Source organism: Flavobacterium sp. P21 (genome assembly GCF_050632225.1).
Lineage (GTDB): Bacteria > Bacteroidota > Bacteroidia > Flavobacteriales > Flavobacteriaceae > Flavobacterium.
Window position 1 is genome coordinate 3,352,227 of the sequence record NZ_CP192585.1, and the last position, 17,658, is coordinate 3,369,884.

Consider the following 17,658-nt stretch of genomic DNA (forward strand, 5'->3'; position numbering starts at 1 on the left):
TTATAGTTGTGTAACTAGAAAAATAGTTGTAGGTTTGAATTAAAATTAGGAAACATGCAAAAGTTAACCAACAAAGAAGAAGAAATCATGCATATTTTATGGAAGCTTAGAAAAGCTTTTGTAAAAGAAATTCAGGCAGAAATTACTGAAGATCAACCGCACTACAATACACTTTCGACTATTGTTCGTAACCTTGAGGAAAAAGGTTTTGTAGCGCACAATGCTTTTGGAAATACGCATCAATATTTTCCAATAATTACTTTAGAAGCGTACAGTAAAAAGTATATGAAAACTGCTATTGACAATTATTTCAATAGTTCATATAAAAATATGGTTTCGTTTTTTGCGAAAGAAGAAAAAATCTCAGCCGCTGAATTACGTGAAATCTTGGATATGATTGAAAATCCAAAAGAAGAAAAATAGTCGATTATGGAAGCACTTTTCATATATATAGCAAAATCAGCAGGTTTGGTTGTAATGTTCTTTTGTGTTTATCATTTTTTGCTTCGCAAAGAAACATTCTTTAATACCAATAGATGGTTTTTATTAGCAGGTTTAGGAACCTCCGTTTTATTGCCTTTTTTGGTTTATACCAAAACTATCTTAGTCAACCCTACTCCTGTTTCAAATTTTGTTTTATCACAAGTGCCTCTTTCACAAACTACTCCGAAGGAAGTTTTTGTAATCAACTGGAATTATGTTCTCTTAGCAGTTTACGGGCTCGGTTTTTTAATCTTGCTAATAAAATTTGCGTTAGACTTTTACAGCTTGCAATCTGTTTTGAAAGGAAAAAAGTTCACCAGCAAGCTGATTTCAAGTTCATCGACACCAACGAAAATATTGCTCCTTTCTCCTATTTTGAATATATAGTTTACAACTCATCAATGTACACTCCTTCAGAATTAGAGAATATCATCGAGCACGAAAAAGTGCACAGCGATCAAAATCATACTGCAGATATTTTGATGGCCCGCATTTTTTGTCTGCTTTTTGGTTTAATCCAATTATTTGGCTTTACAAAAAAGCAATCGCTCAAAATCTGGAATTTATTGCCGACAAAGAAGCCGCAAAAAAATTATCAGATAAAAGAGCTTACCAATACACGCTTTTAAAAATCACAACTCATGAAAGCTGTATTGCAATCACCAATCATTTTTATCAATCATTAATCAAAAAACGAATCGTTATGTTAAACAAAAATCAATCACGAAAAAGGAATTCTTGGAAATACTATGTGGTAATTCCTGCACTTGTCGCTTTTGTTTTGTTATTTCAAATTGAAGTAATTGCAAAAGAAAAGCAACAAGAAAATAAAAGAGAAATTCTGAAAGCAAGCAAATCTGTTGATACTTATAAAATCACAAAGACCACAACAGATTCAGAATTAAAGGAGATTGCTGATAATTTAAAGAAAAAACATGATGTTAAAGCTTCTATTTCTGATGTTGAAAGAAATTCAAACAACGAAATTACAGCTATTACAGTTGAAACAAAAAAAGGCTCTGAACAAAATCAAACTTTTATGGTGAATGGAGACAAAGCCATTAAAGATTGCCAAATTGTTGTTACAACAGAAGATGACGGATCTATAAAAATTGATTTTGTTTCTGAGAATCTAGAAAATCAGATAAAAGTTGTCAATAAAGAAAGAAAGGTTGAAGTAAAAAATGTTCAAAATTCTAAAGTAAAATGTGATGTTAAAACTACTGATAATACTCATACAAGCGTTACTACAAGTAGTAGCTCAAATTCTAGCGATAATGTAAATGTAAATGTTAACGCTAATACATCTGTCAGCGTAAGCACAAATAGTGACGGTAAGTCAAATAAAACTATTATGCTTTTTACAAATGGCACAAATGTTTCTAATAATTTACCGCCATTAGTAATTGTTGATGGAGTTAAAACAAAAAATATAGTTACTATTGATGATATGAATAAATTAAAAATGGAAACTGTAACAGTATTTACTGGAAAAGATGCTATAAAAAAATACGGAGAAGAAGCAAAAGACGGTGTTGTTATTATAGAAACAAAAAAATAAATACATCTAACCCATTATTTAACAGCCAAAACCAAAATAATGCAAAAACTAACCAACAAAGAAGAAGAAATAATGCACATTTTATGGAAGCTTAAAAAAGCTTTTGTAAAAGAAATTCAGGCAGAAATCACTGAAGAACAACCGCATTACAACACGCTTTCGACTATTGTTCGCAATCTCGAAGAGAAAGGATATGTCAATCATAATGCTTTTGGAAATACGCATCAATATTATCCAATCGTGAGTATTGAAGAATACCGAAAAGGCTTTATGAGCACTGCAATTGATAATTATTTCAATAGTTCATATAAAAGTATGGTTTCGTTTTTTGCCAAAGAAGAAAAAATTTCGGCAAACGAATTACGAGAAATCTTAGCAATGATAGAAAATCCAAAAGAAGAAAAATAATAGTTATGGAAGCACTTTTCACTTTTATCATCAAATCGGGCGCTTTAATCGCTTTGTTCTATTTTGCTTATTATTTTTTACTGCGAAAAGAAACTTTTTTACCAGCAACAGGTATTTTTTATTGGCAGGATTAATTACGTCAGTGGTATTACCTTTTGTGATTTACACAAAAGTAGTTTGGGTAGATCCAGCTCCGATACTATATTCACCAGTTGCCCAAACTGCAACTACTTCTGTTGGTCATCATTATTTTTCATCGTACAATCAGTTGCCAGCTGTTGAAGAAGAGTCTTTTGAAATAAACTGGAATTTGGTTTCGCTAGCTATTTATGCCATTGGATTTACTGCCTTTATGCTAAAATTTGCTATTGATTTTTACAGCCTAAATTCGGTTTTAAAAGGAAAAAAATCAAGCAACAAGAAGATTTCAAATTTGTTGATGTTACAGAAAACATTGCTCCTTTTTCTTATTTCGATTATATCGTGTACAACTCATCACTGTACAGCGAAGCAGAACTGCAAAGCATTCTCGAACACGAGAAAGTACACAGCGATCAATATCATACAGTCGATGTAATAATTTCTAGGATTTTCTGCATTTTATTTTGGTTCAATCCAATAATCTGGCTTTACAAAAAAGCGATTCTGCAGAATTTAGAATTTATCGCCGACAATGAAGCTTCAAAAAAATTATCAGACAAAAAAGCGTATCAATACACGCTTTTAAAAATAACAACACATGAAACTTGTGTTGCAATCACCAATCATTTTTATCAATCATTAATCAAAAAACGAATTGTCATGTTAAACAAAAATCAATCAAAAAAATGGAATTACTGGAAATATTATGCTGTAATTCCGGCGCTTACAGCTTTTGTATTTTTATTCCAAATTAAAACGATTGCTCAAGAGAAAAAAGCTTTAGCAGAAAAAACTGCGGTAACAAAAAGCGATGATACTCTAATTTTTAAAATCACTAAATCGACTACAGACCAAGAATTAAAAGACTTAGCGACAAAACTTAAATCAGAACATAATGTTGATGTTGAAATTTCAGATTTAAAAAGAAACAGCAAGAACGAAATTACTAGCATCAAAGTTCAAATTGTTAAAGAAAACGGCAAAAAGCAAATCATGCAAGTAAACAGTACAGAAGCAATAAAAGATTGTTGTATTGTATTAACTACTAATGATAATGGTTCCAAAAACATTGCTTTGACAACTGACGAAAAACCTGAAACATCAAAAATGGTTAAAACTCAAAATGTAGTAATCACCGATTTCAAAAATTCAGATGATGCACCAGATGCTCCAACTCCACCAAGCGCACCTGGCATGGTTGCTCCTGTTGCTCCTGTAGCACCGGTATTTCCAAGCGGACCACTACCTCCTGCTCCAGCAATTGATATGTCTAAAATGCCAAAGCCTCCTAGAGCACCAAAAGATCCAAAAGACAAAGTGGCAATGGCTCAGTTTGAAAAAGATATGGAGGAATTTGAGAAAAAAATGGAAAAATTTCAGCCTAACATCGATGCTATGGAAGCATACGGAAATGCAGTTGAAGAAATCATGTCTAAACGTGAAGCCATTTTTGAAAAACAAATGGAAAAATATGAGATTGCCATGCAAAAATTCAATATGAATATGGACAAATTCAATATTGACATGAAAATGAAATTTGGCAGTGATTCTCAAGAATATGAAAATCATATGAAACAATACGAGCAAGACATGAAAGAATATGAGCTTGACATGAAGCAACATGAAAAAGACATGAAAGAGCATGCTAAACAAATGAAACAGCATGCAAAAGATATGAAACAACATGAAAAAGACATGAAAATAAAAGAAAAAGCAGATAAGAAAGCTTAATTTTTTCAGTTTATAATTTAAAAACCAGTGCCCAAAAACACTGGTTTTTTAGTTCTTATAATTGATTTAATCATTTAAAAACTTTAAAAATGAGAGAAAAATTTATTATCGCATTCTTGTTTCTGGTTATTAATATAGGCTTCAGTCAAACAAAAGAAAGCAAGGAAATAGAACAAAAAATTGATATTTATATTCAAAACGTAATAGCAATAAATGAAATACCTGGTGCGGCTTTAGCCGTTATTAAAGATGGTAAAGTTATTTATGAAAAATATTACGGAAAAGCTTCGTTGGAAGAAAATAAAAAAGTAGATAAAAACACCATCTTTAAAATTTTCTCAACGTCAAAACTAATGACAACTGTTGGTGTTTTTCAGCTTATCGAAAGAGGGAAATTATCTTTAGAAGATCCTATTTCTAAATATTTAGACAACTTGCCAATAGAATGGCAAGAAATAAAAGTCAAAAATCTACTAACTCATTCCTCTGGTTTGCCGAATATTGTAATGTTTAGCGATATACCAATTCAGGCACCTTATAAAGAGAGAATAGCAATATTAGCTAAAAAACCTATGGATTTTGCTACCGGAAATGAATACCGCTATAATCAGACAAACTATTTGTTTTTGGCAAAAATTATAGAAAAAATATCAGGTTTTACATTTGATGAATATCTAATACAAAGTCAATTTTCAGACGTAAAATGGGGAGTTTACCTTTCTTCTAACTTTGGAGAACCCCATTCTAATGCCGCTGAAAGATATAACTTTAACAGAGAAACAGATTCGTATCAAAAAAGTGTTTTAGACAACGGTATAGATTCTCATTCTGCAAACGGAATGAATATCACACTGGATGAATTTATTCAATGGAACCAAAACCTCGATAATAATCTTTATTTAAAAAACGAAACGAAAATTAAGATGTGGGAACCGTTTCAGTTTAAAAACAAATATGATTTTGGTTATGGATGGGGAATATATTCCATAAACAATATTCACAGTTACGGATTTAGTGGTGGAAATGAAACTGCATTTAGAAAATTTCCTAAAAACAATCTAACCGTTATCTTTTTGTCAAATGGGCATAAATATTCTGGTGTACAAGATCAAGTTATAAATCATGTAGCCGGAATTGTAGATAAAAGCTTATTTGACGAATATGCGATTACTGATGAAAAATTAACTTTTGATTTTTTAAAATTGGATATTAATAAAGCGCTGAACAATTATAGAACCATCAAAAAGAAACATCCAGACTGGAATTTTGAAGAAAGATTAAATGCTATTGGTTATACACTACTTAGTTCTAAAAAGACTAAAGATGCCATCAAAGTTTTTGAATTAAATACGCAAGAAAATCCAAAATCAGGAAATAGTTTTGATAGTTTGGCCGAAGGTTATTTTTATAGTAAGGAATTTGAAATTTCTAAAAAATATTACATCAAATCCTTAGAATTGTCGCCTGATAATACAAATGCAAAACAAATGCTCGCAAAAAATCGATTCTTTATTGGATAAAAAATCATAGCTAACTATTTAACTAACAAAACCATTAAGCTAAAAAATGAAAAAAATATTAATTCTATTATTTCTTTGTTTTGTTTTTTCAAGTTGGGCTCAACAGAAAACAGCTGAAAAAAACATTTTCATAGCGATGGACAAAGCGACTTCGGTTTTAATGCAAAAATCAAAGGCAAATTCTATTTCTATTGGAGTTGTTAAAAATGGTGTATCATATACACGTCATTATGGAGAAATTGACAAAGGAAAAGAGAATATTGCTAATAACAATACTGTTTTTGAAGTTGCATCAATAACAAAACTTTTTACGGGATTGCTTACTGCTCAAGCAGTTTTAGAAGGAAAACTTAATCCTGACGATGATATCCGAAGATACATTATTGGATCTTATCCTAATTTGGAATATCATGGAACTCCAATTACCATTAAAGATTTAGTTTCTTTTAAAACCGGTTTCAACAAAGATCTTCCAGACAATTCTGAATTGCGAAAAAACCGGAATGACAGCAGTTATTTAGCCTTCAAAAAAATGGATGAATCATACAATCGAGAGAAATTTTTTGAAGATTTGAAAACAATTCAATTAGATACTTTGCCTGGAACTAAATTCAAATACAGCAATGGAAGCTTAAACCTTACAGCTCATATTTTAGAAAATGTATATCATAAAAGTTATGAAACACTTTTAAAGGAACATATTCTTTCAAGACTTAAAATGACTTCAACTGGAATAAATTTAAGTTCAAATATTGTCATTGCAAATGGCTACAATCTAAAAGGCGTTTTGATGCCGACAATTTCAGATAATCTTTGGGGAGTCGCCGGACGCCTAAAATCTACTTTAGGCGACTTAATCAAATTCATTGTTTATGAATTAAATACAAAAGATAAAATTGTACAGGAATCGCAACGAAATCTTTTAAATAGTCCGACAATCTGGAATGGATATTTTTGGGACCATATCGAAGTTGACGATAACGGAAAAAACTGCTGGAAACATGGCGGTGCTTTCGGAACACAAAATATGCTTGTTGTTTATCCCGAAAGACAATTGGGACTTTCCATCATTGTAAATATAAGCGATGAAAATACAGCAAATGCTTTAGGTGAAGCCATTGTGAGCCTTTCAAATGATTTGTTAAGCGAATACAAAAAACAGTCTGGAATTTACGGATATAAAATAATCAATGATAATGTAGTTTTTAACTACGTACACGACAAAGCTTTAAATGCCGATTTAGTAAAAAGCGTGTCAATTGCAGGTTCATTTGACAACTGGAATCCAAATGATCAAACCTTTCAAATGATTCGAAAAAATAAAAACACATTTGAATTAGTTGTTCCGATATCTCAGTTCGAGAAAAACAAAACGCATATGTTCAAATTTGTAATCAACAAAAGTGGCTGGATGGAAGCTCCAAAAAATGCCATAAATAAAGAAACTGAAGGAGACCAAAATCTCATTCTAAAAATTTAATCTTTCAAGTTTTATAGTCCAAAAGACTTTGCAAAAAATGCAAGGTCTTTTTTTATATCTTTGAAAAAACAAATCTGCCATGTACAAAATCTTAGCTAAATTAAATAAAGTATTATTGCCAAGTTTTACCAAACAAGGTTTGGACATTTCAAAAGCCAAAAAATGGCAAATGGCAATTATTGGCTATCGCGCTTATGTCACAAAACGCGCATTAGGGAATTAAAATCCGAATTTATTCCGCAGAAATATATTTTCATTTTTCTGCAATTCAACTATGAAAACTAAAAAAATCAACCTTCCTCCTGTTCAGGCAGTTTTGCTTGCAATTATTAGTGTACAATGTGGTGCCGCAATCGCTAAAACATTATTTCCTGCACTTGGAGCCGCAGGTACTGCATCTATCAGAATTGGCGTTTCGGCAATAATTTTGCTTCTAGCTTATAGGCCAAACTTAAAAGAAATTACAAAAACGCAATGGAAAGTCGTCATTCCGTATGGATTGTCTTTGGGCGCCATGAATTTAATTTTTTACTTTGCAATTGAAAGAATTCCAATTGGACTTGCGGTAACATTAGAATTTATTGGTCCGTTATTGCTTGCTATTATCGGATCAAAACGTCTTATTGATTATTTATGGGTTCTATTAGGCGCAATCGGAATTTTATTGATTGCGCCATGGACAAATGACCGTTTAGATAGTTTAGGTGTTATTTTTGCTTTGCTTGCTGGAGCATTATGGGCATGTTACATTGTTTTTGGAGGAAAAATTTCAAAAATAATGAATGAAGGTACAGCAGTTTCAACAGGAATGTTGCTGGCGGCAATTCTAGTTTTGCCATTTGGAATTTTCGAAAACGGACTAGCCAATCTCACTCCAAGGCTTTTCGGAATGGGCGTTGCTCTTGCATTATTATCAAGTGCGATTCCGTTTACTTTAGAAATGAAAGCTTTAGGAAAACTGCCTCCTCGTACTTTTAGTATTTTAATGAGTTTAGAACCAGCGACGACTTCAATTTGTGCTTTTATTTTCCTGAATGAAAATTTAAGTTTTTATGAGATTTTAGCTGTGGTTTGTGTCATAATTGCTTCTGCAGGAAGTACTTTGACAGCAAAAAAATAATTTGAAAACTTCAAAATTAAAATTCCAAATTCCATAAACTTGGAATTTGGAATTTTAAATATTTACTTTATTAAGTATTAATTTTTTGGAAGCAAAACAGCATCTACTACATGAATCACACCATTTGACTGATTAACATCTGCGATTGTAACTTTTGCTTTTCCACCATTTTCGTCACTAATATATAAATCTTTGCCTTTCATCCAAGCAGTAAGAGTACCTCCACTTACCGTTTTAATAGAAGCTTTTCCTTTTCCATCTTTAATTGCTTTTGCAATATCAGCCGCACTCCATTTTCCTGCCGCTACATGATAAGTCAAAATTGTTTGCAACTTCTTTTTATTTTCTGGTTTCAATAAAGTTTCAACCGTTCCTTTTGGCAGTTTATCAAAAGTCGCGTTTGTTGGAGCAAAAACAGTAAACGGTCCTTTTCCTTGTAAAGTCTCCACCAAATCTGCCGCTTTTACTGCCGCGACTAATGTTGTGTGATCTTTTGAATTTACTGCATTTTCAATAATATTTTTGTTTGGATACATTGCGGCTCCCCCAACCATAACTGATTTTTGAGCAAAAGATGTAAATCCGAATGTCAAAGCTAAAATTGCTGTAGCTAAAAATTGTCTAGTTTTCATAATTAATATTTTAAGTTATAAGCTCATTTACGACGTAATATTTGTTTTGGTTTTACAAAAAATAAAAATAATTTAAAAAAATCTTGAAATATCCTCAAAACACATTGCAAAACAGCTCATTAATTATAAAAATATTTTTGATTATTTTTATGCTCATAGAAGATTTTAAATCTTTTTAATTACTAAATTCAAAACATATTTATAACACAAAATCTACTTAAAAAACAAGAACCAAAAAGCTAAAGACACTCAATAATTTAACCTCAAAATGACAATTAATAACCATACAAAAACGATTCTTTCTATTTTAATCGTACTAACTTTTATTCAATGTAAATCCCCAGCTTATAAAATGAATTATCAAGAAAATTATCTTTCAGAAGCAGATAAAGCAATTAAACAATATACAATTCCGCCCTACCTCAAACAAGGCGATACAATAATGATTGTTGCTCCAGCAGGTTATCTTAGAGATTCAACGGAAATCGATGCAGGAGTTGAACTCGCAAAAAGTTGGGGGCTTAATATCAAATTGGGCAAGAATCTTTTCAAAAGACACAATCATTTTGCAGGAACTGATCTTGAAAGACAAAATGATATGCAGGAAGCTTTAGATGATAAAAACATTAAAGCAATCTGGTGTTCCAGAGGAGGATACGGAACTGTCAGAATCATTGATCAATTAAATTTTTCAGCTTTTAAGAAAAATCCAAAATGGATTATTGGTTATTCCGATATTACGACTCTTCACGAACAAGTTCATCGATTAGGATTTGCCTCAATTCACGCTACAATGCCTGGAGGAATGAAGAGAGCAACGCCACAAGCAAAAGAAACTCTTTATAAATCTTTGTTTGGCCAGGATTTAAGTTATGAAATACCTACTAATCCGTTAAATAAATTAGGCACAAGCAAAGGAGTTCTTATAGGAGGAAATTTATCAATTGTTATGTCGATGCTTGGCAGTAATTCTGATATTGACCCAAAAGGAAAAATTTTATTTATCGAAGATGTTGGCGAAGATTTATACCGAGTGGACAGAATGATGTACACGCTCAAAAGAAATGGTTTTTTGAAAGATTTAAAAGGAATTATTGTTGGCGATTTTGATTATAAAACAGAAGAAAATGCTGAATTTGGAGACACACAACGTGAAATCATTTTAAATGTAGTAAAGGAGTATGATTATCCTGTGATTTTTGATTTTCCGGCAGGACATATCAGAAATAATCACGCAATGACTTTTGGAAAAAAGGTAAAATTAGAATCCAATGCACAATCTGTGATTATTTCTTACCAATAAAATGAGTTTAAAAAACATCTTTTATTTAAACCTTGATTGATTTTCTGAATTAAATTTTGATTAACTTACTCCAGAAGAGACAAAATTATTAGCCTCAAAATAAAATTTCTTTTGAAAACGACTGCCCTAGCCCTGATCGAAGCGACATCCTTTTTCTGGCTCCTTTAGCCAGGAAAAGATATAGCGGAGAGCAGGAATAGCTCCTAAAAATTCAAAATTTCATTTTAGACAGACACACTTCTGTGTATCTCAAAGACAACACAAGACAAACAAATATAGCCCGTGGTTTTAACCATGGGAACATCACGCATATCACAACACGTTTCCCGCGGTTAAAACCGCGAGCTATATTTCTAAAAGAGGTTAACAAGAACTTGAAACTTGAAACCCGAAACTTGAAACAAAAAAAAGTCCCACATTACTGTGGGACTTTCTATTTATAAAAAAGCTAAGAATTATTTTTTCTCAGTTTTTTCCATTTTAGCTTTTAAAGCGACTAATACATCATTGTTGTCACCTAAAGTCGCGACTGGTGCGTTAGTAGATGCAGATGCAGTAGTTTCAGCAAGCAACTTTCACGTTTTTCTCTTCTTCTTCTCTGAAGATAGCAGTGTGAGAAGCAACTACTCTTTTGAATTCTTTGTTGAACTCGATTACTTTGAAATCAGCTGTATCACCTTTTTTCAATTTCTTTCCGTCTTCTTTTTCAAGGTGACGAGTAGGAATGAAAGCAACGATATCATCTCCGAATTCTACAGTAGCTCCTTTGTCAACGATTTCAGAAATCTCACCGTTGTGGATAGTTCCTACAGCGAAAGAATCTTCGTATTGATCCCAAGGATTAGCAGTAGTTTGTTTGTGACCTAAAGATAATTTACGTCCTTCAACATCTAATTCTAATACTACAACATCAAGTTTTTCACCAACGTTTACAAACTCAGATGGGTGTTTGATTTTCTTAGTCCAAGAAAGATCAGAAATGTAGATTAATCCATCAATTCCTTCTTCTAATTCTACGAAAATACCAAAGTTTGTGAAGTTTCTAACGATACCTGTATGTTTAGAACCTACTGGGTATTTAGAAGTAATGTCAGTCCATGGATCTTGAGTTAATTGTTTGATACCTAATGACATCTTACGATCGTCTCTGTCAAGAGTTAAGATAACTGCTTCAACAACATCTCCAACTTTCACGAAGTCCTGAGCAGAACGTAAGTGAGTTGACCATGACATTTCAGAAACGTGGATTAAACCTTCAACACCTTCAGCAACTTCGATAAATGCACCGTAATCAGCGATTACAACTACTTTACCTTTTACTTTATCACCAACAGTTAAGTTAGCATCTAAAGCATCCCATGGGTGAGCGTTTAATTGTTTCAATCCTAATTGAATTCTTGTTTTCTCATCATCGAAATCAAGGATTACAACGTTTAATTTTTGGTCTAATTCAAGAACTTCACTTGGGTGGTTGATTCTACTCCAAGAAAGGTCAGTAATGTGAATTAATCCGTCAACACCACCTAAGTCAATGAACACACCATAAGAAGTAATGTTTTTAACAACACCTTCTAATACTTGTCCTTTTTGTAATTGACCGATGATTTCTTTTTTCTGTACTTCAATATCAGCCTCGATAAGAGCTTTATGAGATACAACTACGTTTTTGAATTCGTGGTTGATTTTTACCACTTTGAATTCCATCATTTTGTTTACATATACATCGTAGTCTCTAATTGGCTTAACGTCAATTTGAGATCCAGGTAAGAACGCTTCGATTCCGAATACGTCAACAATCATACCTCCTTTAGTTCTACATTTAACAAAACCGTTAACGATTTCTCCAGTTTCATTAGCCGCAATAACTCTATCCCAAGATTTGATAGTACGTGCTTTTCTGTGAGATAATACTAATTGACCTGTTTTATCCTCACGGATGTCGATTAATACTTCTACTTTGTCACCTACTTTTAAGTTTGGGTTGTAACGAAATTCGTTTAAAGAAATAACACCTTCAGATTTAGCATTGATATCAACGATAACGTCTCTATCTGTAATTCTAACTACAACTCCTTCAACTACTTCTTCTTGATCTGTAGCGATGAAAGTTTTTGATACTAGTTCTTCAAACTCTTGTAAGTTTTTTTCATCTACTGCATCGATTCCTTCTTGGAAGTTGTGCCAGTTAAAATTTGCTAAAAACTCTTCTTGTGATTTTGTTTGTTCAGACATGCTGATAAAAAAATTTGTATTCTGTTTTTCTCGAGTTTCTCCATGCGATAGAAAATACAGAAGTTGTTTTACATAAATGGTTGATACCTAAAGGAAACTCTTCTCTGCCAAAAGGTTTGCAAAATTACTACAAATATTTGGACTTACAAAATATTTCCACATTGATTATCAGTCATTTTGTTAAGAAGCAGAAGATTTATGGTTTTTAAGACGTTTAGTCCCGCTATCCGTTGCAATCTTTTGTACCGAACCCCGGTACAAAAGGATTTCCACTTCTATCGGGGCTAGATTAGAAGTTTTTGTTTTTTATAAGATTAATAAACCCTATTACGTTTGATTAATCAGTTTGCCCTTATAATTAAAAGGGTTTGCCGTGCCTTGAATTTTTACTTGTTTGCTCCCAAACTTCTGCTCTGGCAAACTTCTTATTTTCAAAATGAAGCTCCAAACTAGGAAAAACATTAAATGAAGATTTTGTACCTATATCAAGTGTTAAATATAAATAATGCGAATTGAAAGCATTACTTTCACCTGACCAGACTAAATTTAAAGTTGAAAAATGAATTTCTGGAATCTTCTGTAGTTTATTTTGAGGTACATATAAACTTTTACCTTTAAAGCTTATTTTAAAAATTGTCCAGTTGATCCCATCAAATTCTGTAGTTACAGTTTCTCCTGTTTTAAAATATATTTCAGCTTTTAAAATTTCAATCTTTTTATCAACAACGCTTTTACAAAATTCATTAATTTTCAAATCATTAGATTTAAACTGAACAATTTCTTTGTTTTTCAAGACAAAGACAAATTTTTCTGGAAATGAAACTCTGTCCTTGTGAGCATAAATTGCACCAAAAGCAAAAAACATCACAGTAAACAAAATAAACTTAAACTTTTCCATAATATTATTTCATCTTAAAAACAAACATCAAAAATAAACCCGATAGATACAAAGCTATCGGGTTTTATATATTTTTAATGACTCAAATTCTCAATCTCTTTAGGATCATGTTTATGTTTAAACAAAATAGCAAATGCAATTGCAATAACCAAAGCATAAGTAGCAAAAGATAACCATATAGTATGCCAGTCTTTCATTAAAACCGGATTTGAAAAAACTCCGTCTCCAGAAATTGAATTTCCTTGACCTTTTACAAATTCCAACATTTTAGAGTTTGTTGTATCTGTTTGTAAAAATCCTGCTAACTCAGTTGTATTAGCAAATGATTTTGTAAAAAAACGATCGATTGCCCAGCCAGAAGTCAAACTTCCTAAAACCGCTCCTACTCCATTGGTCATCATCATAAATAATCCTTGTGCTGAAGAACGAATTTTAGAATCGGTATTGCTTTCTACGAATAATGAACCTGAAATATTAAAGAAATCAAACGCCATTCCGTATACAATACAAGACAGAATAATCATCCATAAACCTCCAACAGGATCTCCAAAAGCAAATAATCCGAAACGTAAAACCCAAGCCAACATACTGATCAGCATAACTTGTTTGATTCCGAAACGTCTTAAGAAAAATGGAATCGCTAAAATAAATAAGGTTTCAGAAACCTGAGAAATTGACATAATGATAGTCGAATATTGAATCACAAAAGAATCTGCATATTTTGGAAAATGTTTAAATTCATCCAAAAACACATCTCCGTAAGCATTTGTTAACTGTAATGCTCCTCCTAAAAACATAGAAAAAACAAAAAACAAAGCCATTTTGTAATTAGCAAAAAGCTTAAACGATTCTAAACCAAAAGTTTCAATCCAAGTTGCATTTTCTTTAATTAAACGCTGTGGTTCACATTTAGGCAATGTAAAAGCGTATAAACCTAAAATTAAAGCACCAGCTCCGGCAATATAAAACTGATATTCAGTTGCTTTACTTCCGCTCAAATTTGTAATCCACATAGCCACAATAAACCCAATTGTTCCCCAAACACGAATTGGCGGAAAATCTTTTACAATATTTTTATTGTTTAATTTAAGCGAAGTATATGATATCGAGTTGCTTAAGGCGATTGTTGGCATATAGCAACACATTGCTAAAAGCATTACTACAATAAAAGTATCTGGTGTAGTAACTTGCGCAATTCCAACTAAAACTGCGAGCATAAAGTATATGAAGAGCGCCGTATAATTTTTCCGCATTAATCCATCTATCTGCAATAATACCTGTAAGTGTCGGCATAAAAAGAGAAGCAATTCCCATGGTTCCAAAAACGAGTCCGAATTGAGTTCCTTCCCAGTTTTTTGTGCCAAACCAATAATTTCCAATTGTTATAAGCCAGGCTCCCCAAACAAAAAATTGAAGAAAGCTCATTATGATCAATCTATTTTTAATCCCCATATGATAAAATTGTCTTTTGAATAAAATAAAGCGGTAAAACTAATTTTTTAAAATAATATCTGCAAAAAATTAAGCGGTTTTTACAACATCATTTACTAATTCTAAAACAGCCGCAAACTGCTCTTCTTTATTTAAGTAGGAATTATCAATCTCAATCGCATCATCGGCAATTATTAATGGAGAATCTTCACGATGAGTATCCATATGATCGCGATCAACAACATTTTTCAAAACTTCTTCATACGACACATTGTCGCCTTTTTGCTCGCAATTCATCAAAACGTCTCTGCGCACGGGTTTCGGCACTAGCAGTCATGAATATTTTAAGTTCAGCGTCAGGAAAAACGACAGTACCAATATCTCTCCCATCCATTACAATTCCTTTGTTTTTTCCCATTTCTTGCTGTTGTTCCACTAATTTAGAACGAACTTCAGAAACTGCCGCAACTGTACTAACAAAATTAGACACCTCAATAGTCCTAATTTGTTTTTCAACATTTTCACCATTCAAATACATTTCTGCAAAACCTAAATCAGAGTTAAATTTGAACTCTAGCTGAATTTTTGGCAATGATGCAATTAAAGCTTCTTTTTCAAAAAAGTCAGCTCCAATAAAATTATGCCGCATCGCAAAATAGGCTACCGCTCGATACATTGCTCCAGTATCTACATAGACATATTCAAGCTCTTTTGCCAGTTGTTTTGCTAAAGTACTTTTTCCAGTTGATGAAAATCCGTCGATTGCAATGGTAATCTTTTTCAATTTTTTATTTTTTTATTAATCTAATTAATCAAAGTGTTGCAAATGTAACCATCTTTCTCTTTATTCGGAAGATTTACAACAGTTATAAAAGACTACTTTTAAACAAAAAAAGCTTTCGATTATCAAAAGCAAAATTACTAATGACAATAAAAAGCTATATTAATTTAAACTAAAAAGTTATCTCTCAGTTATATATTTTAATAGTAAATATCCATTAAAATATTCGTTTTGGAACTATCAATAATTTTTTGAATTCTTTTGAAAAATTCCTCATTTACCATTGGACATCCATGGCTGTTGCTGATATAATAATCTTGTTCTAGCAACGGAACTGCAGAATAAGCATGCAAAACTATGGCTCTCTCTAAAGCCTTATTATTAGTTTCATCCAAACCTGCCAATCTATAAGCTTTGCCAAAAATACCTTTGTATGTTTTTCCAATTGAATATCGACCTAAAGCTGTACAATTAGAATTTGGCATGTTGCTAAATTTTAGCATTCCTTTAATACCAGTTTCCGAACCAGAACCATGAGCTACAAGACCTTGATCTATAACTTCATTCTTTTCTAAATCGTAAACAAAAAAACGGTTTTTTCCAGAAGGAACTTTCATATCAATCAAAAATGCGATTTTAGAATTGTATCTACGATCAGCATTAATCATGTTTCTTATATCAGTTATCCTACTGTTAATTCTTTCGATCTCGACATTGGTTATCGTAGATTCATCTTCCTTGAAGTAGTGTTTTGCTCCCGAAAAAACACCTACTGTCATAAACAAAAATAAAGTAAATATTTTCATCAATTATTGAAAATTTAAAGTTAGACCAAAAAGACTTGTATTAGTCGCCAATGTATATCTTGAATAAGAATAATTGAATTTTAATTTATTCATTCTTAAACCAAATCCTAATGAAACCCCTGAAAAATTGCGTTGTTCATCAATTCGCAATTCTTCTCCTCTTCTAAAATTATATCCTAAACGCAAATTAAATGCTCTTTCGGGGAATAGTTCCAAACCAAAAGCAACATGTCGCAAAGCATTATTTACAAACGAGACTTTCTCGTCACTTGTTGACCCATCAATATTTGTTTCACCACGAACGGGATTCGAAAAAGAAATGTTCCATTGTTGCAAATTTTCTAATGTAAGATGCCAACGAAGCAGGCACATGCTCTAATTCTTGTGAAACTCCTGCTATGATTTCAAAGGGCAAATTCTCTTTTATTCCTGAATATGTTGTAAACTGTGTTCCTATATTACGAAATACTAAGGCCAAATTTACATCATTTTTTTCAATTTGATACATAATTCCCACATCAATTGCTCCTCCAATCGAATTATAACTCTCTAAAGTCGAAGTTATTAACTTCCCGTTTACCCCAATATGTAAGTCTGTATAAGGAACATTGTAAGCATATCCGAGTGTTAGCGCGCCTTCACTCCCTGTAAAATCTGATGTGGCTTGGCCATTTTCATCATAACCTTCAAAACTTCCGTAGTTTACATAACTTACTCCAGCATAAAAAGTTTGAATATGTCTGTCGTAAGTATAAGCATACGAAGCTGTTCCGTAAGATGCTTCGCCGTAATAACTCCCGTAATTCATTGCTAAATGATTATCCATATCTTCATTTAAAACCGCGGGATTAAACATCACTTGGTTAACATCTTCATCATAAATCGTAATAACTTTTCCTCCTAACGCGGCCTGCCTGGGCGATGATGTCAGGTTTAGAAATTGATAGGTGTAGCGCCCTCCTACTTGCCCGATGGAACTCGAACAAAGTAGCAACATAAAAAATAAAACAATCTGTTTTAACATGTTTTTGGAACGTTCCTATGTGGGAATAACGTAAATGCAAAGATAAAATTATATAATAGAAAAAATAATTTTTATAATTACCTTAAAATCAACAACTATGCCATAAT

The 17,658-nt window shown here is 32.2% G+C and carries 15 protein-coding genes and 4 pseudogenes; 12 read left to right on the top strand and 7 right to left on the bottom strand.

Translation table 11 applies throughout. From position 1 onward, the window contains the following. The first annotated feature begins 54 nt into the window (after positions 1-54). From ACQ9BO_RS16810 to ACQ9BO_RS16860, 11 genes are all read left to right on the top strand, one after another. On the top strand, positions 55-423 hold the full coding sequence (locus ACQ9BO_RS16810; RefSeq protein WP_431241658.1) for a BlaI/MecI/CopY family transcriptional regulator: 369 nt from the start codon (positions 55-57) through the stop codon (positions 421-423). A gap of 6 nt (positions 424-429) precedes the next feature. Next, a complete protein-coding gene (locus ACQ9BO_RS16815; protein ID WP_431241659.1) occupies positions 430-870 on the top strand; it encodes a hypothetical protein in 441 nt (146 codons plus the stop codon). A 109-nt stretch (positions 871-979) separates the two neighbouring features. Continuing rightward, positions 980-2,044 (top strand): hypothetical protein, encoded by a 1,065-nt coding sequence (locus tag ACQ9BO_RS16820; RefSeq protein ID WP_431241660.1) that lies wholly within the window; start codon positions 980-982, stop codon positions 2,042-2,044. Positions 2,045-2,083: 39 nt separating this feature from the next. Beyond that, a complete protein-coding gene (locus ACQ9BO_RS16825) occupies positions 2,084-2,452 on the top strand; it encodes a BlaI/MecI/CopY family transcriptional regulator (RefSeq protein ID WP_320567545.1) in 369 nt (122 codons plus the stop codon). A gap of 5 nt (positions 2,453-2,457) precedes the next feature. Next, positions 2,458-2,586 carry a hypothetical protein gene (locus ACQ9BO_RS16830; RefSeq protein WP_431241661.1) on the top strand — a complete coding sequence of 43 codons (129 nt, stop codon included), beginning with the start codon at positions 2,458-2,460 and terminating at the stop codon, positions 2,584-2,586. Next, complete coding sequence (locus tag ACQ9BO_RS16835) at positions 2,574-3,029, top strand: hypothetical protein (RefSeq protein WP_431241662.1); 456 nt, start codon at positions 2,574-2,576, stop codon at positions 3,027-3,029. The genes ACQ9BO_RS16830 and ACQ9BO_RS16835 overlap by 13 nt, the downstream gene beginning before the upstream one ends. Further along, on the top strand, positions 2,936-4,324 hold the full coding sequence (locus ACQ9BO_RS16840; protein WP_431241663.1) for a M56 family metallopeptidase: 1,389 nt from the start codon (positions 2,936-2,938) through the stop codon (positions 4,322-4,324). Before ACQ9BO_RS16835 ends, ACQ9BO_RS16840 begins: the two co-directional genes overlap by 94 nt. Before the next feature lie 89 nt (positions 4,325-4,413). Then, positions 4,414-5,844, top strand: coding sequence for a serine hydrolase (locus ACQ9BO_RS16845; RefSeq protein ID WP_431241664.1), 1,431 nt, complete (start codon positions 4,414-4,416; stop codon positions 5,842-5,844). Positions 5,845-5,890: 46 nt separating this feature from the next. Beyond that, positions 5,891-7,324, top strand: a complete 1,434-nt coding sequence (locus ACQ9BO_RS16850) for a serine hydrolase (protein ID WP_431241665.1) — start codon at positions 5,891-5,893, stop codon at positions 7,322-7,324. Positions 7,325-7,403: 79 nt separating this feature from the next. Further along, positions 7,404-7,547, top strand: coding sequence for an SsrA-binding protein (locus ACQ9BO_RS16855; protein ID WP_320567548.1), 144 nt, complete (start codon positions 7,404-7,406; stop codon positions 7,545-7,547). 51 nt (positions 7,548-7,598) lie between these two features. Further along, positions 7,599-8,444 (top strand): EamA family transporter, encoded by an 846-nt coding sequence (locus ACQ9BO_RS16860; protein WP_431241666.1) that lies wholly within the window; start codon positions 7,599-7,601, stop codon positions 8,442-8,444. Between the two features lie 77 nt (positions 8,445-8,521). Here the strand turns inward: ACQ9BO_RS16860 and ACQ9BO_RS16865 are convergent, their stop codons facing one another. After that, positions 8,522-9,076: a fasciclin domain-containing protein gene (locus ACQ9BO_RS16865; RefSeq protein WP_431241667.1), complete on the bottom strand. Its 555-nt coding sequence runs from the start codon at positions 9,074-9,076 to the stop codon at positions 8,522-8,524. 352 nt (positions 9,077-9,428) lie between these two features. On the opposite strand from ACQ9BO_RS16865, the gene ACQ9BO_RS16870 reads away from it, so the two are divergent. Beyond that, positions 9,429-10,379, top strand: coding sequence for a S66 peptidase family protein (locus ACQ9BO_RS16870; protein ID WP_431241668.1), 951 nt, complete (start codon positions 9,429-9,431; stop codon positions 10,377-10,379). Between the two features lie 455 nt (positions 10,380-10,834). Here the strand turns inward: ACQ9BO_RS16870 and rpsA are convergent. From rpsA to porQ, 6 genes and pseudogenes are all read right to left on the bottom strand, one after another. After that, a pseudogene (gene rpsA / locus ACQ9BO_RS16875) lies at positions 10,835-12,611 on the bottom strand (30S ribosomal protein S1). A gap of 358 nt (positions 12,612-12,969) precedes the next feature. After that, a complete protein-coding gene (locus ACQ9BO_RS16880) occupies positions 12,970-13,404 on the bottom strand; it encodes a hypothetical protein (protein WP_431241669.1) in 435 nt (144 codons plus the stop codon). A 179-nt stretch (positions 13,405-13,583) separates the two neighbouring features. Continuing rightward, a pseudogene (locus ACQ9BO_RS16885) lies at positions 13,584-14,961 on the bottom strand (nucleoside permease). A 69-nt stretch (positions 14,962-15,030) separates the two neighbouring features. After that, positions 15,031-15,724 (bottom strand): annotated as a pseudogene (gene cmk / locus ACQ9BO_RS16890) ((d)CMP kinase). A gap of 197 nt (positions 15,725-15,921) precedes the next feature. After that, the gene (locus tag ACQ9BO_RS16895; protein WP_132990892.1) at positions 15,922-16,527 is read right to left on the bottom strand and encodes a murein L,D-transpeptidase catalytic domain-containing protein; all 606 of its coding nucleotides are present in this window, start codon (positions 16,525-16,527) and stop codon (positions 15,922-15,924) included. Between the two features lie 3 nt (positions 16,528-16,530). Next, positions 16,531-17,551: pseudogene (gene porQ / locus ACQ9BO_RS16900) on the bottom strand (type IX secretion system protein PorQ). Positions 17,552-17,658: the final 107 nt, after the last annotated feature.

What these genes read in the sequence shown, in the direction of transcription:
- ACQ9BO_RS16855 (WP_320567548.1), top strand. Translation starts at nt 7,404, where the DNA reads ATGTACAAAATCTTAGCTAAATTAAATAAAGTATTATTGCCAAGTTTT.
- ACQ9BO_RS16825 (WP_320567545.1), top strand. Translation starts at nt 2,084, where the DNA reads ATGCAAAAACTAACCAACAAAGAAGAAGAAATAATGCACATTTTATGG.
- ACQ9BO_RS16860 (WP_431241666.1), top strand. Translation starts at nt 7,599, where the DNA reads ATGAAAACTAAAAAAATCAACCTTCCTCCTGTTCAGGCAGTTTTGCTT.
- ACQ9BO_RS16895 (WP_132990892.1), bottom strand. Translation starts at nt 16,527, where the DNA reads ATGAAAATATTTACTTTATTTTTGTTTATGACAGTAGGTGTTTTTTCG.
- ACQ9BO_RS16870 (WP_431241668.1), top strand. Translation starts at nt 9,429, where the DNA reads ATGAATTATCAAGAAAATTATCTTTCAGAAGCAGATAAAGCAATTAAA.
- ACQ9BO_RS16810 (WP_431241658.1), top strand. Translation starts at nt 55, where the DNA reads ATGCAAAAGTTAACCAACAAAGAAGAAGAAATCATGCATATTTTATGG.
- ACQ9BO_RS16830 (WP_431241661.1), top strand. Translation starts at nt 2,458, where the DNA reads ATGGAAGCACTTTTCACTTTTATCATCAAATCGGGCGCTTTAATCGCT.
- ACQ9BO_RS16845 (WP_431241664.1), top strand. Translation starts at nt 4,414, where the DNA reads ATGAGAGAAAAATTTATTATCGCATTCTTGTTTCTGGTTATTAATATA.
- ACQ9BO_RS16850 (WP_431241665.1), top strand. Translation starts at nt 5,891, where the DNA reads ATGAAAAAAATATTAATTCTATTATTTCTTTGTTTTGTTTTTTCAAGT.
- ACQ9BO_RS16865 (WP_431241667.1), bottom strand. Translation starts at nt 9,076, where the DNA reads ATGAAAACTAGACAATTTTTAGCTACAGCAATTTTAGCTTTGACATTC.
- ACQ9BO_RS16815 (WP_431241659.1), top strand. Translation starts at nt 430, where the DNA reads ATGGAAGCACTTTTCATATATATAGCAAAATCAGCAGGTTTGGTTGTA.